This window comes from Pseudomonas sp. FSL W5-0299 (genome assembly GCF_005930655.1).
Lineage (GTDB): Bacteria > Pseudomonadota > Gammaproteobacteria > Pseudomonadales > Pseudomonadaceae > Aquipseudomonas > Aquipseudomonas mandelii.
This window is the reverse complement of the sequence record NZ_RXHX01000028.1, coordinates 40917-63820: the sequence shown is the minus strand read 5'-3', so window position 1 is coordinate 63820 and position 22904 is coordinate 40917. Positions and strand designations below refer to the sequence as shown.

Genomic DNA, 22904 nt, shown 5'->3' with positions numbered 1-22904 from the left:
GCTTGTTATTGATGGAAGCGTCGCGTGCAAAACCCCTTTCGGGGCGATCCGTCACCCTGTTCCTGATTCTCGGGCAGAGGAAACAGGGTGACAGGTGGGTGAAGCTGGACGAGACACTCAGGTCACATTCACCTTCCATGAAGGGGTATCGGCAAAAACGCCTGTGCGATGAATTGCACACTGTCTTTACGGATATCCATTCGATGCGCAGCTTAACGAGTGCGGCAAGGCCTGTGCTTGCGGCGCTGCGACATATTCGGTCATCGGTACGCAGCTCACGACATGCGCCTCGAACAACACTAGCAGTCGTGCAGGAAAACGGGCGCTTTATCCCCGGTTTTGCGGCACATCCGTACCAGAAATGACCAGTAACACTCCAAGTGTTCACGACACATGATCTGACACTCAGGCGAGCAGAAATTCCCCGGGGCTGGCAGAATTGCCTTTTGTTACGTTCACCACGCTCGCCGAGCCAGGATTTTCCCATGCAAATGACAACTGACCTCTTGATCGTCAACCCGTGCGACGAAGAAGAAGACAACTTGGCCATGCTCTGCTGCAACAGCGTCGAGGGCGAAATGTTCCTGATGAGCCGCTTTCCGGACGAGGATGAGCTGGAGATCATCTTCCACGACAAACCTTCGGCCCTCAACGGTGTGAAAGTCACCCTCAGCCCTGACCGCCTGCTGATCGAAATCGCCGCTGCGGACATCGATGTGCTCGATGGCGAAGACTCGCTGGAAATCCTGCACGGCACCGATGCGCAGGATCTGGCGGAAGTGGAAGAGACCTTGCAGAACATCCTTAAAGGCACCGGCACCTATATAAGCCAGCTCTAAGCCTCGGAATCTCGGGTGCCTGAACCTGCCTCATCGCGAGCAGGCTCGCTCCCACATTTGATCGTATTTTCATGTGAGAACCCGGTCACCTGTGGGAGCGAGCCCGCTCGCGATGAGGCCAGCCAGATCACCACCCTGTCCCTCGCCTACAAATTTCCAACAATTTCACCCATCAATTCCCACACTTTGCACAAAATGCCGTTAGTCGCCGCCCCCCGCGATGGATTAAAGTAACGCCCCCAGCCCTGGCGTTATTCGAACGTCTTCGGTCACCCTTTCCAGGAACAGTCATCGATGGAACATCGTGAAGCGCTGCTAGCGCTGCGAACCTTTCTTTCAACGCAGATTCTCGGCCAGGAAAAACTCATCGAGCGCTTGCTCATCGCCTTGCTCGCCGACGGCCACATGCTGGTCGAGGGCGCCCCGGGGCTGGCCAAGACCAAGGCCATCAAAGAACTCGCCGAAGGCATCGAAGCCCAGTTCCATCGCATCCAGTTCACCCCCGACCTGCTGCCGGCCGACATCACCGGCACGGAAATCTATCGCCCGGAAACCGGCAGCTTCGTGTTCCAGCAGGGCCCGATCTTCCATAACCTGGTGCTGGCGGACGAAATCAACCGCGCCCCGGCCAAGGTTCAATCGGCATTGCTGGAAGCCATGGCCGAGCGCCAGGTCAGTGTCGGGCGCAGCACTTACGAGCTGTCACCGCTGTTTCTGGTGATGGCCACGCAAAACCCGATCGAGCAGGAGGGCACCTATCCCCTGCCGGAAGCCCAGCTCGACCGCTTCCTGATGCACGTGAAAATCGGCTTCCCCGATGCCGCCGTCGAACGCCGCATCCTGCAACAGGCCCGTGGCGAAGCCCTGAACGGCGAAACCAAGCCCGAGCGCCGGGTCAGCCAGCAGGCGATTTTTGCCGCACGCAAGGAAATCCTCGGCCTGTACATGGCCGACGCCGTGGAGGAATACCTGGTGCAACTGGTCATGGCCACGCGCACCCCGGCCAAGTTCGACCCGGAGATGGCCGAGTGGATCGCCTATGGCGCCAGTCCTCGCGGTTCGATTGCTCTCGATCGCTGTGCCCGGGCCCATGCCTGGCTGGCCGGTCGCGACTTCGTCAGCCCGGAAGACATCCAGGCCGTGCTGTTCGACGTACTGCGCCACCGCATCATTCTGTCCTTTGAAGCCGAAGCCGCCGGCATCGATCAGGACCGGGTGGTCCAGCGGATTCTCGACGTCGTAGCCGTCGCTTGACCCCCATGAACGCCCTCCTTCCGCCCGAGCCGGGCATCCGCGTCAGCCTCGCCGAGCTGATCGAGATGCGCCATCGCGTGCGCGAAGTGCAGCTGTTTTCCACGCCGAGCCAGCGCAGCCCCCTGATCGGCCTGCACCACTCCAAACTGCGCGGCCGTGGCGTGGACTTCGATCAAGTGCGGGTTTATCAGGCCGGCGACGACGTGCGCACCATCGACTGGCGCGTTACCGCCCGCACCCAGGAGCCCCACACCAAGCTGTTTCACGAAGAACGCGAGCGACCGATTTTCATCATGGTCGAGCAAAGCCGTCGGCTGTTTTTCGGTTCGGGGCTGATGTTCAAATCAGTGCTGGCCGCTCAGGCAGCAAGCCTGATTGGCTGGGCGGCCCTTGGCCATAACGACCGGGTCGGCGGGCTGGTGTTCGGCGACAACGAGCACTACGAAATCAAACCCCGGCGCAGCAAACAAAGCCTGCTGCAGCTGCTTAACCGTCTGGTGCGGGTCAATCAGTCGCTGCACACCGAAAGCGAACAGAACCGCGACTCCCTCAACATGGCCCTGCGTCGTGCACGGGAGGTGCTGCGCCCCGGCAGCCTGGTGATTGTGATCTGCGATGAACGCGCCTTGACCGAAGGTTCTGAACAGCAACTGAGCCTGTTGTCGCGTCATTGCGACCTGTTGCTGTTGCCGCTGTCCGATCCGCTGGACCACGCCCTGCCCGCCGCCGGGCTGCTTCGTTTCGTTGAACGTGGCGCACAACTGGAACTCGACACCCTGAATTTCGACCTGCGCCAGACCTACCGCGCCCAGGCCGAAGCGCGCATCGCTCGCTGGGAATTGCTCGCGCAAAAACTGCGGGTATTGCTGATGCCGTTGAGCACCCAGAGCGAGATGGTCGAGCAACTGCGCGAGTACCTCAACCCACAGAAACCGGGGAAAGGTCGATGAGCAGCCTCGATCAACTGCAACCGCTGATTACCCCGCCGCCCATCGAGTTCTGGCCCCCCGCGCCCGGCTGGTGGCTGTTGCTGTTGTTGCTGCCGCTGATCGGTTTCGGCCTGTGGAAGGCGCGGCGATTCATTCCGAACAAGCGCCCGATCGTCCGTGCCGAACAACCGCTGGACCCGGTGCGCATCGCCGCACTCGCCGAATTGGCTCGGATGCCAAAGCCCTACGACGGCGCACCGGCCGGCGCCTGGTTGCAGCAGCTTAACGGCTTGCTCAAGCGCCTGTGCCGCAACCATTACCCCTACAGCCAGAGCCACACCCTCAACGGGCGCAAGTGGCTGGCGTTCCTCGACAACCGCTGCCCGGCCGCCGGTCTGACCCGCTGGATGGTGCTGGTCGAAGGCGCCTACAAACCCGAATGCAAACTCGACGACAAGGCCATCGCCGGCCTCACTCAAGCCGTCGATACCTGGATTCGCAAACATGTTTGAGTTCGCCTGGCCGTGGATCTTTGCCCTGCTGCCGCTGCCGTGGTTGATGCGCGTGCTGCTGCCGGTGGCCGACAGCGGCGAACCCGCGCTCAAGGTCAGCTTCCTCAATGACCTCGAAGGCCTGGCCCGCCGCCGTGCGCGCGCCAACCTGCCGGCCTGGCGCCAGCAAGCACCGTTCATTCTGTTGTGGCTGTTGTTGCTGATGGCGGCGGCGCGCCCGCAATGGCTGGGCGATCCCCTGCCGATTGCCGCCAGTGGTCGCGATCTGCTGGTGGCCGTGGACGTGTCCGGTTCCATGGATTTCCCCGACATGCAGTGGCAGGACGAAGACGTCAGCCGACTGTCGCTGGTTCAGCACTTGCTCGGTGACTTCCTTGAAAGTCGCGACGGTGACCGTGTCGGCCTGATCCTGTTCGGCAGCCAGGCTTACCTGCAAGCGCCCTTGACGTTCGACCGGCACACCGTGCGCGTGTGGCTCGACGAAGCGCGAATCGGCATCGCCGGCAAGAACACGGCAATCGGCGATGCCATCGGCCTGGCGATTAAGCGCCTGCGCATGCGTCCGGCCCAGAGCCGTGTGTTGATCCTGGTCACGGATGGCGCCAACAATGGCGGTGAAATCGACCCGCTCACGGCGGCGCGCCTGGCGGCCAAGGAAGGCGTGAAAATCTACCCGATCGGCATCGGCGCTGACCCGGAGCAAAGCGGCACCTTGGGGTTCCTGGGGGTCAATCCGAGCCTGGATCTGGATGAACCGGCGTTGATGGCCATCGCCCAAGTCACCGGCGGTCAGTACTTCCGCGCCCACGATGGCAAAGAGCTGCAAACGATCAAGGACACCCTCGACACACTTGAGCCCGTGACCCAACAGCCGACCCAGGCCCGCCCGGCGCAGGCGCTGTATCACTGGCCTTTGGCGCTGGCATTGTTGTTGAGCATGTTGTTGGTGGTGCGCGAGCGTTGGCCGGACAACCCGCTGCAACGGCTCTTTACCAAGGACCTGTTTTTGCAAACGCAATTGCCTGACTGGCGCCAGCGGCTCAAACGCCTGCGCCTGCGGAGGCGCCGATGAGTGCGCTTTGGCCGTACTGGTTCCGCCCCTGGTGGTTGCTGTTGTTGCCGCTGTTGGGCTGGCTGCTCTGGCAACTCTGGCATCGACAAAAACGCGCCGGGCGCTGGCAGATGATCCTGCCACCGGCCTTCCACGCTGCGTTGCTGAGCGGTGGAAACGGGCGCGACAGCAAACTGCCGTGGGTCGTCCTCGGCCTGGCGTGGATACTGACCGTCCTGGCCTTGTTGGGGCCGAGTTGGCAGCGCGTCGAGCAAATCAGTCAGAAGCCCGCCGACCCGCTGGTGGTCGTGCTTGAGCTGACCCCGGAAATGCTCGCCACCGACGTTGCGCCGAACCGACTCGAACAGGCTCGGCGCAAACTGTTGGACCTGCTGCAAGTGCGCAGCGACGCCCAGACTGCAATCGTCGTTTACGCCGGCAGCGCCCACATCCTGGTGCCTCTGTCGGATGACCTGTCGACCAGCCGTAATCTGCTCGATGCGCTCAAGCCGTCGCTGATGCCCGAAGCCGGTCATCGCGCGGACCTCGCTGTGACCAAGGCCCTGGCACTGCTGAGTCAGGGGGGGTTGGGTGAAGGCCGGATCCTGTTGATCGGTTCCACCCTGACGGACCTGGAACGTGAAGGCATTCGCCAGGCACTGGATCGAAAATCGACGCAGTTCCTGATGCTCGGCATCGGCACCGCCGAAGGCGCACCGGTCGCACAGGAGGACGGCAGTTTTCTCAAGGACGACCAGGGCGCGATCCTTGTGCCGTACCTGGACAGTCCAAGCCTGAAAGCTTTTGCCAACGAGCTTGGCGGACGCTATCGCCCAGCGCGACTGGGCGATACCGACCTGCGCGGGCTCGGCCTGCTTGACGGTCCACGCACCCTGCGCAACGACGGCCAGACCTTGCGCCTGGACACCTGGGCCGATCAGGGTTACTGGCTGCTGCTGCCGCTGTTGCTGCTGGCGGCGTGCGCCGGTCGCCGTGGCTGGTTGTTCTGCCTGCCTTTACTGTTCCTGTTGCCGCAACCGAGCTATGCCTTCGACTTTGAAGACTTGTGGTTGCGTCCCGATCAACGGGGCCTGCATCTGCTCAGGCAAGGCCATCCGGCGAAGGCGTCGCAGCATTTTGAGGATCCGCAGTGGCAAGGCGTCGCGCTGTATGAGGCCGGCGACTACAGCGGCGCCGCCCAGCGGTTCGCCGAGGGCAACGATGCCCACGCCCACTACAATCGTGGCAATGCCCTGGCCAAAAGCGGTGAGCTGGAAGCGGCGCTGGACGCTTACGATCAGGCGCTGGAACGCCAGCCGGATCTGCGCCCCGCGCAGACCAACAAGGCACTGGTAGAAAGTCTGCTCAAGCAGAAAAACGCACCGCCACCGGTTGAGCCGCAGAAATCCGCCGATGACGAGACCAAGGACACCGAGCAAGAAACGCCACCGGGTGCCGCCACACAGCCTGCGGACAAAAACCCACCGAAGTCCGACGCCGGGCAGACCACGCCGGACGCCGGGCAACAGGCCACAACACCGCCGAAACCGGGCGCCAATGAAGTCCCGGGCAGCGAGCTGGGGGACGAGCAAAGCACCACACCACCGATGCGGCCGGCCAGCGACAATATCGACGGCGAACAGCGTCAGGCGCTGGAGCAATGGCTGCGCAAGATCCCCGATGACCCGGGCGAATTGCTCAGGCGCAAATTCTGGTACGAACAGCAACAACATCAGGATCAGGAAAAAACGCGATGACCCGCTTCACCCTTTTCATGCTCGCCCTGCTGCTCAGCACCGTCCAGGCTCAGGCGGCGGCGCTGGTCGCCAGTGTCGATCGCAGTCGCCTGAACTCCGGCGAGACGGTCGAACTGACCCTGGAATCCAACGACGTCACCCAATTCGGCAAGCCTGACCTGGCACCGCTGGAACCGCTGTTCGAAGTGCGTGGCACCCGCCAGGTCAACCAACTGACCACCCTGAACGGCGACAACCGCGCTACCACGCGCTGGATCATCACCTTGCTGCCCAAGGAAAACGGCAGCGTGACGATTCCCCCGCTGCAACTGGGCGAGGTGCAGAGCCAGCCGATTACCGTGCAAGTGGTCGAAAGCGAAACCCAGGACACCGCGAACAAACTGGCCCCGGTGTTTATCGACGCGAGCCTCGACCAGTCCAGTGTTTATGTGCAGGCCCAGGCCATCCTGACTTTACGCATCTATCATTCGGTGTCGCTGTACGACGACAGCAGCCTGACTCCGTTGCAAATTCCTGATGCGCGCATCGAACAACTGGGCGAGTCGCGCACTTACGAGAAAGCCATCAACGGCCTGCGTCATGGCGTGATTGAAATGCGCTATGCGATCTACCCGCAACACAGCGGCGAATTGACCATTCCGGCGCAGATTTTCAGTGCCACGCTCGTCGACACCCAACCCACCCAGGACGCTACCCAGGCGCCGAAGTCCGGGAAACTGATGCGTGTCAGCTCCACTCCGATTCTGCTGACGGTCAAGGCCAAACCCATTACCTACCCTGCCGACCTGCCCTGGTTGCCGGCCCGCAGCCTGAGCCTGAGCGAAAGCTGGAACCCGGAGCCGGACCATGCGCAGGCGGGTGATTCGCTGACTCGTAGCCTGACCTTGAAGGCCGAAGGCCTGGCCAGTTCCCAACTGCCGCCGCTGCCCGCCACCGACGTCAACGGCCTGCGCCGTTACCCGGACCAACCGGTGCTGAGCAACCAAAGCACCGAGCGCGGCCTGATCGGCAGTCGTGAAGAGCGCGAAGCGCTGGTGCCGGGTCGCAGTGGCGCCATCGAGTTGCCTTCGGTGGAAGTGGTCTGGTGGAACACCTTCGAAGATCACCTGGAACACAGCAGCCTGCCGGCCCGAAGCCTGCAAGTGGCGAGTAATCCGAGCCTGGTGGTCGATACTCCGGCTGGCACGCAGTCGGTCATGTCCGCAGCCGACAGCGAAACCCTTTGGCGCTGGAAACTCAGCACCCTGATCCTGGCCTGCACCACCCTGCTCGGTTTCGGTCTCTGGTGGCGTGGCCGCTGGCAACCCGCCGTGCTGCGCGCCGCGCAGACCGGCCCGAGCCCACGCACCGTCCTCGACGAACTGAAACGCGCCTGCCAGGCCAACGATCCCCACGCCACCCGCCAGGCCCTCGACGCCTGGGCCCGGCAACAACCGGAAACCCTCGCCGACATGGCCGCCCGCTTCGTGCCACTGTCCGACGCACTGGACGGTTTGAACGGCGCGCTCTACAGCGAAACCGGCCAGCACTGGCAAGGCGAAGAACTGTGGCGGGCGATCAAGGCGATCCCGATTGCCGAACGGGTTCAGGATCCGGTGGGTGACAGTGGCCTGCCGCCGTTGTATCCGAAGTGACACCGCATCATCGTTCATCGCGAGCAGGCTCGCTCCCACAAGGGACGGTACTGGACACAACATTAGAGTCAACGCAGGTCCAATGTGGGAGCGAGCCTGCTCGCGATGACGGCCTAAAGATCGCCGAATACTTTAAGTCAGGGCAAAAATACCCCCCCTTGCCGCACCCAAACGACGGTTTGCCAGTAAACTCCCACTCTTTTCGCCGCCATCAATTTCCACGCGGCCATCACCTTATTTCCTACGGAGTTCGCCTTGCGTCTGTTTCACACCTCCGACTGGCACCTTGGGCAAAACCTGCACGGCCAGGACCGCGATTTCGAGCACGCCTGCTTTCTTGAATGGCTGTTGCGCCAGCTGAAGCTGGACCAGCCTGATGTGCTGTTGATTGCCGGCGATATCTTCGACACGGTCAACCCGCCGGTCAAAGCCCAGGAACGCCTCTATGAATTCATCGTCAGCGCCCACGAGCAGCAACCGCTGCTGACCATCGTCATCATCGCCGGCAACCACGACTCCGGCTCGCGGATCGAATTGCCCGCGCCGTTGATGCGCCGTTTGCGCACCCATGCGCTTGGCCGCGTGCTGTGGCTCGACGACGGTCAACTGGACGCCGAGCGGCTGTTGTTGCCGTTGCCGGATGCCAGCGGGGAAATCGCCGGTTGGTGCCTGGCGCTGCCGTTTTTGCGACCCGCCGAAGTGACCGGTGCGCAGTTGGGTGACAACTACTTGCGCGGCATCGGTCAGGTTCATGAATGGCTGATCGAGGCGGCCAATGCCAAGCGCAAGCCTGGCCAGGCGCTGATTGCGATCAGCCATGCGCACATGGCCGGTGGTTCCGTGTCGGAAGACTCCGAGCGCAGCCTGATCATCGGCAATGCCGAAGCCCTGCCCGCCAGCCTGTTCGGGCCGAGCATCAGCTACGTCGCGCTGGGGCATTTGCACAAGCCGCAGAAGGTCAACGGTGAAGAGCGCATCCGCTACAGCGGCTCGCCGATTCCGTTGTCGTTCTCGGAAATCGGCTATCAGCATCAGATTCTCGACGTCACGCTCGACGGTGAAACCCTGGTCAGCGTCGAACCGAAACTGATTCCCCGTGCGGTCAACCTGCAACGCATCGGCCCGGCACCGCTGGCCGAGATTCTCTTGCAACTGGCCGACCTGCCGAACATCGATTTGCTGGCCGACATCCAGCGCCAGCCGTGGCTGGAAGTGCGGGTGCGTCTCGACGAACCACAACCCGACTTGCGTCACCAGGTTGAAAGCGCCCTTCAAGGCAAAGCCGTGCGCCTGGTGCGCATCGCCGCCGAATATGCCGGCAACGGCAGTCGCGAGGGTGTCGAAGATGGCACCACGTTGATCGAACTGGACCAGCTCACGCCGCAGGAATTGTTCAGTCGTGCCTGGCAGGACAGCTACGGCAGCGAGGTCGATGAGCAAACGCTGAAAGACTTTGCCGAGCTGTTGCAGGACGTGCAGATGGAGAGCGAACAACCATGAAGATCCTCGCGATCCGCCTGAAAAACCTCGCCTCGCTGGCCGGGCCCTTTGAAATCGACTTTACCGCTGAACCGCTGGCGAGTGCCGGCCTGTTCGCGATCACCGGGCCGACCGGCGCGGGCAAAAGCACCTTGCTCGACGCCTTGTGTCTCGCGCTGTTTGGCGCTGTTCCGCGATTAAGCAACGCTCAGGTGTCGGCCAAGGCACCGGACGCCGATGGCGAAATCAGCACCGGCGACCCGCGCACCTTGCTGCGGCGTGGCACCGGCGAAGGGTATGCCGAGGTGGATTTCGTCGGCATCGATGGCCGTCGTTACCGTGCGCGCTGGGAAGCCAATCGCGCTCGCGAAAAGGCCGGCGGCAAGCTGCAAGCCAGTCGCCAGAGCCTGCGCGACATCGATCAGGATCAGTTGCTGGCCAGTCAGAAAGTCGAGTTCAAAACCCAGCTCGAAGCCGTGCTGGGCCTGAACTTCGAACAGTTCACCCGCGCCGTGCTGCTGGCCCAGAGCGAGTTCAGTGCCTTCCTCAAGGCCAACGACAACGAACGCAGCGAACTGCTGGAAAAGCTCACCGATACCGCGCTGTACACCCGCCTCGGTCGCCGCGCCTTCGACAAAGCCAAAGAGGCGCGTGAAGCGCACAAGCTGTTGCAGGATCAGGCCACGGGGGTGACGCCGCTGGCTCCCGAAGCCCGGGCCGAGCTCGATGCGCGCTTCAACGAAGCGCAGCAGCAACTCAAGACCCAGCAAGCGCAGCTCAAACAACTTGAATTGCAGCACACCTGGCTCAAGGACCTGCGGCAATTGCAGGACGAACAACAGAGCGCCACCGAACAGCTGACCAGCGCCCGGCAGCACTGGGAAAGCCTGGCTGGTGACCGGTTGAAGCTGACGCGCCTGGAACAACTGGCCCCGCAACGGCACCAGTTCGCCCGCAAGACCGAACTCACCGCCCAGCTCACCCCGCTGGCGGCGCAGATTCAGCAGCACATCCAACAGCAGGCCGAGTTGAACGAGCGGCAGGCGCAACTCGAACAGAGCTTGAGCGCTGCGCAGACCGCGCTGGTCGACGCCCAAAGCCAGCACACGAAAAAAGCTCCGTTGCTGCGCCAGTCCTTTGAAGAGCAAAGCACCCTCGCCCGGCTGGTCAAAGACGCCAGTGTGAGTGCAGAGCACAAGCAACAGGCGGAACTGGCCAGCACTCAAGGACAGAACACGATTCAGGGCCTGCTCGAGCAACAAAAACAGGTGGCTGCACGTCTGGAGCGGATTGCCGGGGAGCTTGAGCAAAGCACGCATTTAGCGCCGTTGAGCGAGGCGTGGAACGCCTACCGTGATCGCCTGCAACAGCTGATGTTGATCGGTAATCGCTTGAACAAGGGCCAGGCTGAACTGGCGGCTCTGGAGCAAAGCGCCGCCCGCGCCGGCGAAGAACTGGCGGCTCAAAAGCAGCATCTGGAAGTGCTCTACAAAGAAGCCGGTGCCGAGCCGGAAGCCGTGGCCGAACAAATCCAGTTACTGGGCAACTTGTTGCAGGACAACCGCAAACAACTGCGGGCGTTTGAAGAACTGACACGGCTGTGGGCCAGCCAGCAGGAGATCGACAAGCGCAGCGCCGAGCTGACGCAACGCCAGCTCAGCGCCCAGCAGGAACGTGATCGCCTGACCCAGGACGGCGTGAAGACCAAGAACGAGTTGGTCATCGCCGAACAGACCCTGACCGTCACTCGCGAACTGCTGGAGCGTCAGCGTCTGGCTCGCAGCGCCAGCGTCGAAGAACTGCGCGCACAGCTACAGGACGATCAGCCCTGCCCGGTCTGCGGCAGCCCCGACCATCCCTATCATCAACCCGAAGCGTTGCTGCAAAGCCTCGGTCGCCACGATGAAAGCGAGCAGGCCAATGCGCAGAAGGCCGTCGACCTGCTGAAAGAGAAACTCACCGATTTGCGCGGTGAAGTCGGCGGTTTGATTGCTCAGCAAAAAGAACTGCTGCAGCAACAGGAGCAACTCGCCAGCCAGCAACAAGGCCTGACCCCGAGCCTCGAAGCCCATCCGTTGTCGACGCAACTGCTGGCTCAGGACGCGAACAAGCGCGACAGTTGGCTGGCGCAGCAAAACAGCCAGTTAAACCAGAGCATCACCCAGGATGAACAACGGCAGACCGCCCTGCTCACCCTGCAGCAAGACGCGGCTCGCCTTCAGCAGCAACTGCGCAGTGCCGAGGCAGCTAGCCAGCAAGCGACGCAGCACCTGAGTAACCAGCAGCGTGAGCTGGGCAGTGATCGCCAGCGCCTCGATGAAGAGCTGAACGCCTTCAGCACCCTGCTTCCGGCCGAGACACTGGAGGCCTTGCGCAACGAACCGGCCGCGACCTTCATGCAACTCGACCGGCAGATCGCCCAGCGCCTGGAGCAGCTCGAACAGCAACGCGATGAGCTCGGCGAACAGCAACAACGCCAGCAGACACTGGAAAAAGAACAGGACCGCCAACTGGCCCGCGCCCAGGCACTGGAATTGGCGCAGCAGCAATTCACCATCCTCGCCGAGCAACAACAGGCTTGCCAGGAACGGTTGACGCAATTGCTGGGCGAACACAGCAGCGCCGAACACTGGCAGCAGCAACTGGATCAAGCCGTCGAACAGGCGCGCACTGCCCAGGCAACAGCCCATCAGGAACTGCAAACCGTGCGCACGCGGTTAGTCGAACTGGCCGCTGAACTCAAAGCCAGACAAGAGCGCCTGCTGGCCCTGGAAACCGAAGACCGCGAACTGAGCGCAAAGATCGCCGACTGGCGCGCCTTGCATCCAGAGCTCGACGATGGCGGACTGGAAGCGCTGCTGAGCGTCGACGACCAGCACGTCAGCGAACTGCGGCAGCACTTGCAGCAAAGCGAAAAAGCCATCGAACAGGCCAACGTGCGATTGCAGGAACGGGACCAGCGCCTGCTCAATCATCAGGCGCAACACAACGGCAATCTCGACGCCGAGCAACTCGCCACGGCACTGACAGACCTGCAAAACCTGTTCGCCGCCAGCGAGCACCGTTGCGCCGAACTGCGCGCCGAACAGGCCGAGGATCAGCGTCGGCAGAACGCCAACCAAGCCCTGGCGCAGCAGATCGCCGACGCCTACAGCGAGTACCAGCGCTGGGCTCGCCTGAATGCGTTGATCGGCTCGGCAACCGGCGACACCTTCCGCAAGATCGCCCAAGCCTACAACCTCGACTTGCTGGTGCATCACGCCAACGTACAGCTGCGACAACTGGTGCGGCGCTATCGCCTGAAACGCGGCGGCAGCATGCTCGGGTTGCTGGTGATGGACACCGAGATGGGCGATGAGCTGCGTTCGGTGCATTCGTTGTCGGGCGGCGAGACGTTCCTGGTGTCGTTGGCCCTGGCGCTCGGTTTGGCGTCGATGGCTTCGAGCACACTGAAAATCGAATCGCTGTTCATCGACGAAGGCTTCGGCAGCCTCGATCCGGAATCCCTGCAACTGGCCATGGACGCACTCGACGGCTTGCAAGCCCAGGGCCGCAAGGTCGCGGTGATTTCCCATGTGCAGGAAATGCATGAACGGATTCCGGTGCAGATTCAGGTCCAACGCCAGGGCAATGGCTTGAGTACCCTGGAGGTCAAATGAATACGCTGTACTCGTTCCGCCGCTGCCCTTACGCCATGCGGGCGCGCATGGCCCTGCGCTATTCGGGCGTTGCGGTGCAGATTGTCGAGGTCAGCCTGAAAGCCAAACCTGCCGAAATGCTTGCACTGTCGGCCAAGGGCACGGTCCCCGTGCTGAGTATCGGCGGTCAAGTCATCGATGAAAGCCTGGCGATCATGCACTGGGCCTTGTCGCAGAACGATCCGCAGGATTGGTTGCTCAAGGGTGATCCTGCCGGACAGGCGCACATCGCCGCGCTGATTGAAGAGAACGATCAGACGTTCAAGGTGCATTTGAATCGCTACAAGTACGCCGAGCGTTACCCCGAGCAGCCGATGGACACCTATCGTGCTGAAGGTGAGGTGTTCTTGCGCAAGCTGGAGGTGTTGCTGGAGGGACGCGATTACCTGCTGGCGGCGCATCCGAGCCTGGCGGATGTGGCGTTGATGCCGTTCATACGGCAATTCGCCCATGTCGATCGCGAGTGGTTCGGGCAGACGTCTTATGTGCGGTTGCAGGGGTGGTTGCAGCGGTTTCTGGCGTCAGAGTTGTTTGTAGGCGTGATGCAGAAGTAACGCACAATCCCTGTGGCGAGGGAGCTTGCTCCCGCTGGGGTGCGAAGCAGCCCCCTTCAATCTTTCTGACACACCGAGTCGCCCGATTTACGACTGCTTCGCAGCCCAACGGGGCGATGCGGCGTTCCGACAAACGCCCTCGCCACAATGGATCTCAATAGCCGCTCGTTTTCAGGCGAACACCTCGCACATCTCCACTACCGAGCAATCCACCTGGAACGGCCCGAAGAAATCGTCTTGCCGTTTCATGGGCGGATTGCCGGCCAGCAAACCCAGAGCTTTCGCCGTTTCAATATTACGCGCCAGGTTGTGATTGGCTTCGATGGACCGCGCAACTGAACCCGCCGAGCCCTGCCCTATCCCCAACAGGGAAGCGCCATTGGTCATGAATGCCAGGAAGGCTATGACCCAGAGTTTGCTGCCTTTCATGCCCCTGCCACTCCCGCCGATGCGGCTTGATCGACCACGACGCTTTGAGCACGGTGTTCGAACTGGATGGCGGGATAAGCGACCTGAACCGGCGCTTCAAAGGTGTGCTGCAAATTGGACGAAACGCTGACGATCAGCACCAGGGCCACGTAAAGACCTATGGTCAGGTAGGCGCCGTATTTGGCAGAAGTGAGGATTGAGCTGGCCATGGTGTTCTCCGTGGGCATGTTTAAGTGCCCACAGAATCGATCAAAAAAGCGGTGACAACCACTCAGGGTTTTCCATAGTCACCATCAGCTTCATTGATCATTAAGCCCGTCTATCTCAGTCTTGAATAAAACTCATCAAGCGTTCGCGGGCCGCGTCCGGCTCCTGGGAAACGGGCTGAGCAGCCGAAAGAATGGGGGTTGAATAGAGGAACAGAAGAACCACTGCCAGACGCATCGCCATGCTGTCGATCCTTGTTATTAGATGTTGAGTCAAAAAATCAACGTCAAATCTAAATGCATGGCTATGTGATATCAAGCGATACATTGATGGCAATGTGATGCTGTCGTAAACGCGTTATGCAGGAGCGACATCACTCATCGACGTTCGACGTATTTCGATCGATCGGCGCAAGTGACTTCGCTCCTGCATAAAGGGTGCAGGGCTTGAATTTCAGGCTTGGGTCTTGTGATCCAGTGCCGCGTAGAAGTTGGCGCTCTGTTGCAGGTATTTCTGGGTGTAGCTCTGGGCGTGGGATTTTTTGTCGCTGATCTCAACGTTGGCGCTGGCTGGCAGAGCAACGGTGGCGGAGATGGCAGAAGCGGCGATGATGGAGAAGAGATTGAAGTTCATGGCGGTATTCCTCGGATTCAGTTGGCTTGTTTGCCCGATGGGGCCGTGGAGCAAACTTAACCTTCGAGGGTTGGCGCCTTGAAATCTTTTGTAGCATTAGCAGATATCAGCCGCATTAATACAAGGATGCAGGCCCCATCAACCGGGGCCTGCGGCCTATTGACGCACCAGGAACTTGAGGTCGCTCGGGGCATCCATCGGCAGTTTCTGTACGGTTTTACCCAACAGACCGCTCTTGGCATCGCGTTCGACCACGACAATCTGGTTGCTCTTCTGGTTGGCAATCAGCAAGAACTGGCCACTCGGGTCGAGGCTGAACTCGCGCGGGTGATCACCGTCCACCGAACGACGTTGTAGCTCCTGAAGATGGCCGGTCGCAGGATCGATGGCAAACACCAGCACCTGATTGGCGGTGCCACGGTTGCTGACGTAAAGGAACTTGCCATCGGCCGAGGCGTGCAACGCAGCGGCGGCCTTGTCGGAAACAGGCTGGCCCGCCGCCAGATCAACCATCTGGGTCTGCTCAAGTTTGCCGTTCTGGTAATCGAACACCGCGACCTGCGCGCTCATTTCCATGGTCAGCCAGGCGTGTTTGCCATCGGCGCTGAACAGCAAATGACGCGGCCCGCTGCCGGCTGGCAACTGGACCGACGCCGGTGTGGCGGCAGTCAACGGTAGCTCCGGATTGGCCTTGGGATCGAAGCGGTAGACAAAGATCTTGTCGGCGCCCAAGTCATTGGAGAACACGTACTGGCCGTCCGGAGAGGAAACCGTCGAATGCACATGCGCCGACATCTGCCGCTCGGGATTGACCCGGCTCGACGGGTGACTGCTCATCTGCACCACGGGCTGGAGCTTACCGTCGGCGCCCACGGGCAACACCGCCAACGTGCCGCCCGGGTCTTCAACCACTGAATAGTTGCTGACGAACAAATGACTGGCATCAGCGCTGAGGCTCGAATGGGTCGGCTCGTTGCCCAGGCTCTGCACCTGATTGATCAAGCTCAACGCATGGGTCTTAGGATCGATTGAATAACTGCTGACGCGCCCGACCGGGTCTTTCTGGCCGGGGCCGTTTTCATTGACCACGAACAAACGCTGCTGATCCTTGGAAACGGTCAGCCAGGACGGGTTTTCACTGGTGACCACTTGCAGCGGCTTGGGGTTGATCTGCCCGGTGGCGCTGTCGAAGTTCAGGCGATGAATCCCCTGGCTCTGCCCCGCCGTGTAGGAACCGACCAGCAACTGATAGTCGTCGGCCGACGCGGCTTCAATGCCCATCGCGCCGATGCTGCCGGCCATCAACAGCGGCCAGAGCTTATGCATCCTCATTCCCTTCTTCCTCGTCGTCACCACCGCCGAACGCGTCCATAGGCACTAGTCGATGCTCACCGGAATCGCCGGTAATGATCCAGCTCTTCAAATCAGGATCGAAAGTCGCCGCTGTGATCTGCGCAATGCTGAACTCCCAACGTTTGAGTGCTCGGCCGTCCATGCATTCGATGTGCAGGTTTTCGTCTTCATCGAGGGAAAAATCGAAGGCGTGCAGCCCGTCGATTTCCAGCATGTCACAGTGTTCGAGGGCGTTGATCAAGGTGTCGGATGCGGCAGTCATGGCAGTCAATCTTTGAATGGGAAAGACGCAATGATAGCTCAATGTGAGGGTGGGTCTGTGTCGCTCATCCAACATGCTGGCGACACAAAATACTGTGGGAGCGAGCCTGCTCGCGAATGCGGAGTGTCAGTCGATATTGTTGTTGACTGATGCACCACTTTCGCGAGCAGGCTCGCTCCCACGGGGATTACGGTGAGCTGTTAAAGGGCGTCGCGGGAAGGTTTGCCGTCCACCAGGCGCTGGATGCGCAGGGGGTTGGCGTTCTTCAGCGGTTCCGGCAACAGGCTGTCGGGATAGTTCTGGAAACACACCGGCCGCAGGAATCGATCAATCGCCAACGTGCCGACCGACGTGCCGCGTGCATCGGAAGTTGCCGGGTACGGCCCGCCGTGGACCATCGAATCGCAGACTTCAACGCCCGTCGGATAGCCATTGAGCAGGATCCGTCCGACCTTTTGCTCCAGCAACGCCGTCAGCTCGCCGAACTGTTCGAAGTCCGCCGGCTCACCAATGATCGTCGCCGTCAGCTGCCCGTGCAGGCCGTTCAACGCGGCACTGAGTTGCGCCTGATCCGCCACTTCGACGAACACAGTGGTCGGGCCGAACACTTCTTCCTGCAGCACTGCATCGCCATTGATCAGCAGGCTGACGTCAGCCTTGAACAACTGCGGTTGCGCCTGATTGCCTTGCTGCGGATTGCCAGCCAGATGCTCAATGCCCGGGTGAGCAAGGAGTTTTTGCAGGCCGTTGCCATAGCTGCTCAACGTCCCGGCATTGAGCATTGTTTGCGCCGCCTGATCGCCGATGAGGCCCGCGACCTGCTGCACAAACGCGGTGAATTGCGGCGAGCGAATACCGATGACCAGACCGGGATTGGTGCAGAACTGACCGCACCCCTGCACGACCGAAGCGGTCAGGTCACGGGCGACGGTGTCGGCCCGAGCAGCCAATGCCTTCGGCAACACGATCACCGGATTGATACTCGACATCTCGGCGAACACCGGGATCGGTTGTGGACGTGCGGCAGCCATGTCGCACAGGGCGCGGCCACCCTTCAGCGAACCGGTAAAACCGACCGCCTGAATCGCCGGGTGTTTGACCAGCGCCTCGCCGACTCCGCCGCCGTAGATCATGTTGAACACGCCGGCCGGCATGCCGGTTTTTTCCGCCGCGCGAATCAGCGCATCGGCGACCAGTTCGGCGGTGGCCATGTGGCCGCCGTGAGCCTTGAACACCACCGGGCAACCGGCGGCCAGCGCCGACGCGGTGTCGCCGCCCGCCGTGGAGAAGGCCAACGGAAAGTTGCTCGCACCGAACACCGCAACAGGCCCAAGACCGATGCGGTATTGGCGCAGGTCCGGTCGTGGCAGCGGTTGGCGATCCGGCAGTGCCAGATCAATTCGCGCGCCGTAGAAATCACCGCGACGCAGCACTTTGGCGAACAGACGCATCTGCCCGCTGGTGCGCCCGCGCTCGCCTTGAATACGTCCGGCCGGCAATGCCGTTTCGCGGCAGACCACCGCGACAAAGTCATCGCCCAAGGCGTCGAGTTCATCGGCAATCGCATCGAGAAATTGCGCGCGACGTTCCGCACTCAGACTGCGATAGGCCGGGTAAGCGGCGGCGGCAGCCTTGGCGGCGGCATCGACTTCCTCAGGCGTTGCCTGGAAGAAATCATGAGGCAAGGCTTCGCCGGTGCTGGCATCAACACTTTGCATTTTGACGGTGCCAGTCGCGCTGCGCTGACCGCCAATGTAGTTGTGACCAAGAATCTGAGGCATGCGTATCTCCTTAAAGGGTGCCGACGGTGCCGGGCTCGAACGCGGCTTCAACCGGGGCGATCCCGTTGATCAAAGGCGCGCCGAACTCGGCCTGACTGATCTCGAACACATCACCCTCCCGGGTGCGAATGCCGTCGGCAAAGGACAGGGTCGCGGTGCCGAAAAAATGAATGTGCACGTCCCCCGGACGCAAGAACTGGCTGTACTTGAAATGGTGGTACTCAAGGTTCTCGAAGCTGTGGCACATGTTGGCCTCGCCGCTGAGGAACTCGTTCTGCCACAGCACTTCACCGTCACGCAGGATGCGGCTGGTGCCAGCCAGATGTGCCGGCAATTCGCCGACCCGCAGCTCCGGGCCATAGCTGCAACTGCGCAATTTCGAATGTGCCAGGTAGAGGTAACTCTTGCGCTCCATCACATGGTCGGAGAACTCGTTGCCCACCGCGAAACCGAGGCGATACGGTTTACCGTCGTGGCCGATAACGTAGAGGCCGCTGAGTTCAGGCTCTTCACCCGCGTCTTCGGCAAAGGGTGGCAGCGGGAACGGCTGGCCCGGACGCACGACGATGCTGCCGTCCCCCTTGTAGAACCACTCCGGTTGCACACCGGCCTGCCCGGCCGCCGGTTTACCGCCCTCCACGCCCCATTTGAAAATGCGCATGGTGTCGGTCATTGCCGCTTCGTCGCCGGCCTGCTGGTGCATCTTGTCGCGGGCCGAAGCGCTGCCCAGATGGGTCAGGCCGGTACCGCTGACCAGCATGTGCGCCGGGTCCGGGTGATCCAGCGGAGGGAGGATCCGCAGTTGCGCCAGCAGCTCCGCGTAGTCATGACCGATGCCCAGGCCCAGGGTTTTCACCTGCTGCTGCAGATTGACGCCCGCCTCGATAGCCGCCAGGGCCAGGTCACGGACCGTGCGCGCGTCCTGCACTTCGCGCACCAGCCCCTCCTCGACCACGCCTACCCGGCGCTCGCCGTTACTCAGTTCGAACTGCACTAAACGCATGGATTTTCTCCTGTAAACAATCTTGAAGGCGGCATTGCACCCTGTGGGGGCGAGCCTGCTCGCGATGAGGCCGTCAAATCCAAAATCATTACCGACTGACACTCCGCCTTCGCGAGCAGGCTCGCTCCCACAGGGCATTTGTGTGATCTCTCAGGTGCGAGTCGCGCCGCGAGCACTGGCCGCGAACTGGTCGGCCGCCAGCACATGCTTGCGCTCCAGTAACCGATAGACCACGCCGGTCAACACCAGCCCGAACACCATCACCCCCGACAGGAAGTACAGCCCCGACGCCAGGTTGCCGGTGTACTCCTTCAGTGCACCGATCACGAACGGGCCAATGTAGCCGCCCAGGTTGCCCACCGAGTTGATCAACGCGATCCCGGCCGCCGCACTGGCGCCAGCGAAGAAACGACCGGGCAAGGTCCAGAACACTGCGGTGCAGGAAAACAGCGCAAACGCCACCAGGCACAACGCCGCAAGTTGCAGCACAGGCACCGTCAGCCAGGCGCTGAGGAACAGCCCGATGGCGCCCAGCACGTAAAGCACGGCGAGGTGACCGTAACGATCATTCAGGCGGTCGGAACTGCGCGGAATGATCAGCAGCCCGATGATCCCGAAGATGTAGGGCACCGATGACACGAAACCGGTCACCAGGTCCGTACCACCAAACTGTTTGATCAACGTCGGCAGCCACAGGCCCAGGCCATAAATGCTCAAGGTCACCGGCAGATAAAACAGCGCCAGCAGCAACACGCGTTTGTCTTTCAGGGCGTGCAGAGGATTGCCATGACGGGTCTGGCCGTAGGCCTCCAGGTCCTTTTTCAGCTCGCCGGTCAGCCAGTCTTTCTCGGCCTGGTCCATCCATTTCACTTGCTGGGGCCCGTCCGGCAGGTAACGCAGTACCGGCCAGGTCAGCAGGATCGCCGGGGTGCCGATGACGATGAACAGCCACTGCCACCCGTGCAGACCAAGGATGCCGTCCATGCCGAGCAAGCCGCCAGACACCGGGCCGGTGATCATCATCGCGATGGGCTGGGAAAGAATGAACAGGCCAAGGATCTTGCCGCGATGACGAACCGGGAACCATTGGGTGATGTAGTAGAGAACGCCCGGGAAAAACCCGGCTTCGGCCGCGCCGAGCAGAAAGCGCATGACATAGAAGCTGTGCGGCCCTTGGACGAACGCCATGCCGATGGTGATGGCGCCCCAGGTGACCATGATTCGCGCGAACCAGCGTCGGGCACCGAAGCGATCGAGCATCAGGTTGCTGGGGATCTCCAGCAGGAAGTAGCCAATGAAGAACAACCCTGCACCGAGGCCATAGGCTGCGTCACCCAGGCCAATGTCGGCGCCCATGTGCAGCTTGGCGAAACCTACGGCGGAGCGATCCACATAGGCGATCAGGTACAGCAGGATCAGGAAGGGAATCAGTTTCAGCGTAATGCGACGAACAAGCCGCAGTTCCTGGCTCATGAGATCGGTCTCCGATTGTTGTTGTTATAGAACCTCGGGGGACGCCTCTCGCTGAAAACCGCCAGGGCAATCCCTCCGTTGAAAGCGACTATATAGTATTACTAATTAACCAACAACACTTCCAAACCGGCGAAATTGCGCTTATGTTACGCCTTAGCTCGAACAATATAGTCATACAATAAGAGAATCGATCATGTCCGATAAAAAACCCAACCTGCGCTCCGCCCAATGGTTTGGCACCGCTGACAAGAACGGCTTCATGTACCGCAGCTGGATGAAAAATCAGGGCATCGCCGACCACCAGTTCCACGGCAAGCCGATCATCGGCATCTGCAACACCTGGTCGGAACTGACCCCGTGCAACGCGCATTTCCGCCAGATCGCGGAGCATGTCAAACGCGGGGTGATCGAGGCCGGTGGTTTTCCGGTGGAATTCCCGGTGTTCTCCAATGGCGAATCGAACCTGCGCCCTACCGCCATGCTCACCCGCAACCTGGCAAGCATGGACGTTGAAGAAGCGATTCGTGGCAACCCGATTGATGGCGTGGTCCTGCTGACCGGTTGCGACAAAACCACCCCGGCGCTGCTGATGGGCGCGGCCAGTTGCGACGTGCCGGCCATCGTCGTTACCGGCGGGCCGATGCTCAACGGCAAGCACAAAGGCCAGGACATTGGCTCCGGCACCGTGGTCTGGCAGCTCAGCGAACAAGTCAAAGCTGGCACCATCACGATTGACGATTTCCTCGCGGCCGAGGGTGGCATGTCCCGTTCGGCCGGCACCTGCAACACCATGGGCACGGCGTCGACCATGGCCTGCATGGCCGAAGCACTGGGCACGTCCCTGCCCCACAACGCGGCGATTCCCGCGGTGGATGCGCGGCGTTATGTGTTGGCGCACATGTCCGGCATGCGCGCGGTGGAGATGGTCCGTGAAGATCTGCGGCTGTCGAAGATCCTGACCAAGGAAGCCTTCGAAAACGCCATCCGCGTGAACGCCGCCATCGGCGGCTCGACCAACGCCGTGATCCACTTGAAAGCCATCGCCGGTCGTATCGGCGTCGAGCTGGACCTGGATGACTGGACCCGCATCGGTCGCGGCATGCCGACCATTGTCGACCTGCAACCGTCCGGGCGCTTCCTGATGGAAGAGTTCTACTACGCCGGCGGCCTGCCAGCGGTATTGCGTCGCCTCGGTGAAGCTAACCTGATCCCCAACCCGAACGCCTTGACCGTCAACGGCAAAACCCTGGGCGAGAACACCAAGGACGCGCCGATCTACGGCCAGGACGAAGTGATCCGCACCCTCGACAACCCGATCCGCGCCGACGGCGGCATTTGCGTATTGCGCGGTAACCTCGCGCCCCTCGGTGCAGTGCTCAAGCCATCCGCGGCCAGTGCCGAATTGATGCAGCATCGCGGGCGTGCGGTGGTGTTCGAGAACTTCGACATGTACAAGGCGCGGATCAACGATCCGGACCTGGACGTCGATGCCAACTCGATTCTGGTGATGAAGAACTGCGGGCCGAAGGGTTATCCGGGCATGGCCGAAGTCGGCAACATGGGCTTGCCGGCCAAGCTGCTGGCCCAGGGCGTGACGGACATGGTGCGCATTTCCGACGCACGCATGAGCGGCACGGCGTATGGCACCGTGGTTTTGCACGTGGCCCCGGAAGCAGCGGCCGGCGGGCCTCTGGCGACAGTGAAGGAAGGCGACTGGATCGAACTGGATTGCGCCAACGGGCGTTTGCACCTGGACATCCCGGATGCTGAACTGGCTGCGCGCATGGCGGATCTGCAACCGCCGCAAAATCTGATCGTGGGCGGTTATCGTCAGCTGTACATCGACCATGTGCTGCAAGCGGATCAGGGCTGCGATTTCGACTTCCTGGTTGGCTGCCGCGGTTCCGAAGTCCCGCGCCACTCTCACTGATCACATCAATCCCCCTGTAGGAGCGAGCCTGCTCGCGATAGAGGTCGAACATTCAACATTGATGTTGACTGAACGACCGCTATCGCGTGCAGGCTCACTTCCACATTGGCTCTTCATCTGATTCAG

The 22904-nt window shown here is 61.4% G+C and carries 20 protein-coding genes; 11 read left to right on the top strand and 9 right to left on the bottom strand.

The window, feature by feature from the left end; genetic code table 11:
* Positions 1-485: 485 nt before the first annotated feature.
* From FHL16_RS25720 to FHL16_RS25675, 10 genes are all read left to right on the top strand, one after another.
* Positions 486-839, top strand: a complete 354-nt coding sequence (locus tag FHL16_RS25720; RefSeq protein ID WP_010459880.1) for a hypothetical protein — start codon at positions 486-488, stop codon at positions 837-839.
* A gap of 294 nt (positions 840-1133) precedes the next feature.
* Complete coding sequence (locus FHL16_RS25715) at positions 1134-2093, top strand: AAA family ATPase (protein ID WP_003218556.1); 960 nt, start codon at positions 1134-1136, stop codon at positions 2091-2093.
* 5 nt (positions 2094-2098) lie between these two features.
* Complete coding sequence (locus FHL16_RS25710) at positions 2099-3043, top strand: DUF58 domain-containing protein (protein WP_010459867.1); 945 nt, start codon at positions 2099-2101, stop codon at positions 3041-3043.
* On the top strand, positions 3040-3534 hold the full coding sequence (locus FHL16_RS25705; RefSeq protein ID WP_010459865.1) for a DUF4381 domain-containing protein: 495 nt from the start codon (positions 3040-3042) through the stop codon (positions 3532-3534). The genes FHL16_RS25710 and FHL16_RS25705 overlap by 4 nt, the downstream gene beginning before the upstream one ends.
* Complete coding sequence (locus FHL16_RS25700) at positions 3527-4606, top strand: vWA domain-containing protein (protein ID WP_077749661.1); 1080 nt, start codon at positions 3527-3529, stop codon at positions 4604-4606. The genes FHL16_RS25705 and FHL16_RS25700 overlap by 8 nt, the downstream gene beginning before the upstream one ends.
* Positions 4603-6342 (top strand): tetratricopeptide repeat protein, encoded by a 1740-nt coding sequence (locus FHL16_RS25695; protein WP_077749660.1) that lies wholly within the window; start codon positions 4603-4605, stop codon positions 6340-6342. The genes FHL16_RS25700 and FHL16_RS25695 overlap by 4 nt, the downstream gene beginning before the upstream one ends.
* Positions 6339-7976 (top strand): BatD family protein, encoded by a 1638-nt coding sequence (locus tag FHL16_RS25690; protein WP_077749659.1) that lies wholly within the window; start codon positions 6339-6341, stop codon positions 7974-7976. The genes FHL16_RS25695 and FHL16_RS25690 overlap by 4 nt, the downstream gene beginning before the upstream one ends.
* A gap of 255 nt (positions 7977-8231) precedes the next feature.
* Positions 8232-9476 (top strand): exonuclease SbcCD subunit D C-terminal domain-containing protein, encoded by a 1245-nt coding sequence (locus FHL16_RS25685; RefSeq protein WP_010459857.1) that lies wholly within the window; start codon positions 8232-8234, stop codon positions 9474-9476.
* On the top strand, positions 9473-13114 hold the full coding sequence (locus FHL16_RS25680; protein ID WP_077749658.1) for an AAA family ATPase: 3642 nt from the start codon (positions 9473-9475) through the stop codon (positions 13112-13114). The genes FHL16_RS25685 and FHL16_RS25680 overlap by 4 nt, the downstream gene beginning before the upstream one ends.
* Positions 13111-13707, top strand: a complete 597-nt coding sequence (locus FHL16_RS25675; protein WP_077749657.1) for a glutathione S-transferase — start codon at positions 13111-13113, stop codon at positions 13705-13707. Before FHL16_RS25680 ends, FHL16_RS25675 begins: the two co-directional genes overlap by 4 nt.
* A gap of 171 nt (positions 13708-13878) precedes the next feature.
* Here the strand turns inward: FHL16_RS25675 and FHL16_RS25670 are convergent, their stop codons facing one another.
* The 9 genes from FHL16_RS25670 to FHL16_RS25630 all read right to left on the bottom strand — a co-directional run bounded on the left by FHL16_RS25670 (position 13879) and on the right by FHL16_RS25630 (position 20848).
* Entirely contained in the window at positions 13879-14136 is a 258-nt protein-coding gene (locus FHL16_RS25670; protein ID WP_077749656.1) for a hypothetical protein, read from the bottom strand.
* On the bottom strand, positions 14133-14345 hold the full coding sequence (locus FHL16_RS25665; RefSeq protein WP_077749655.1) for a hypothetical protein: 213 nt from the start codon (positions 14343-14345) through the stop codon (positions 14133-14135). Before FHL16_RS25665 ends, FHL16_RS25670 begins: the two co-directional genes overlap by 4 nt.
* Before the next feature lie 115 nt (positions 14346-14460).
* A complete protein-coding gene (locus FHL16_RS34760) occupies positions 14461-14586 on the bottom strand; it encodes a hypothetical protein (protein ID WP_255311789.1) in 126 nt (41 codons plus the stop codon).
* Between the two features lie 210 nt (positions 14587-14796).
* Positions 14797-14976, bottom strand: a complete 180-nt coding sequence (locus FHL16_RS25660) for a hypothetical protein (protein ID WP_010459844.1) — start codon at positions 14974-14976, stop codon at positions 14797-14799.
* 156 nt (positions 14977-15132) lie between these two features.
* Positions 15133-16308 carry a lactonase family protein gene (locus FHL16_RS25655; protein ID WP_077749654.1) on the bottom strand — a complete coding sequence of 392 codons (1176 nt, stop codon included), beginning with the start codon at positions 16306-16308 and terminating at the stop codon, positions 15133-15135.
* Positions 16295-16591, bottom strand: coding sequence for a DUF5629 family protein (locus tag FHL16_RS25650; RefSeq protein WP_010459840.1), 297 nt, complete (start codon positions 16589-16591; stop codon positions 16295-16297). Before FHL16_RS25650 ends, FHL16_RS25655 begins: the two co-directional genes overlap by 14 nt.
* Positions 16592-16791: 200 nt before the next feature.
* Positions 16792-18372 (bottom strand): aldehyde dehydrogenase (NADP(+)), encoded by a 1581-nt coding sequence (locus tag FHL16_RS25645; protein ID WP_077749653.1) that lies wholly within the window; start codon positions 18370-18372, stop codon positions 16792-16794.
* Between the two features lie 10 nt (positions 18373-18382).
* The gene (gene araD1, locus FHL16_RS25640) at positions 18383-19375 is read right to left on the bottom strand and encodes an AraD1 family protein (protein ID WP_077749652.1); all 993 of its coding nucleotides are present in this window, start codon (positions 19373-19375) and stop codon (positions 18383-18385) included.
* Between the two features lie 150 nt (positions 19376-19525).
* Positions 19526-20848, bottom strand: a complete 1323-nt coding sequence (locus FHL16_RS25630; RefSeq protein WP_077749651.1) for an MFS transporter — start codon at positions 20846-20848, stop codon at positions 19526-19528.
* 193 nt (positions 20849-21041) lie between these two features.
* Here FHL16_RS25630 and FHL16_RS25625 point away from each other — a divergent pair, with 193 nt between their 5' ends.
* Positions 21042-22778: an IlvD/Edd family dehydratase gene (locus tag FHL16_RS25625; RefSeq protein WP_010459835.1), complete on the top strand. Its 1737-nt coding sequence runs from the start codon at positions 21042-21044 to the stop codon at positions 22776-22778.
* Positions 22779-22904: the final 126 nt, after the last annotated feature.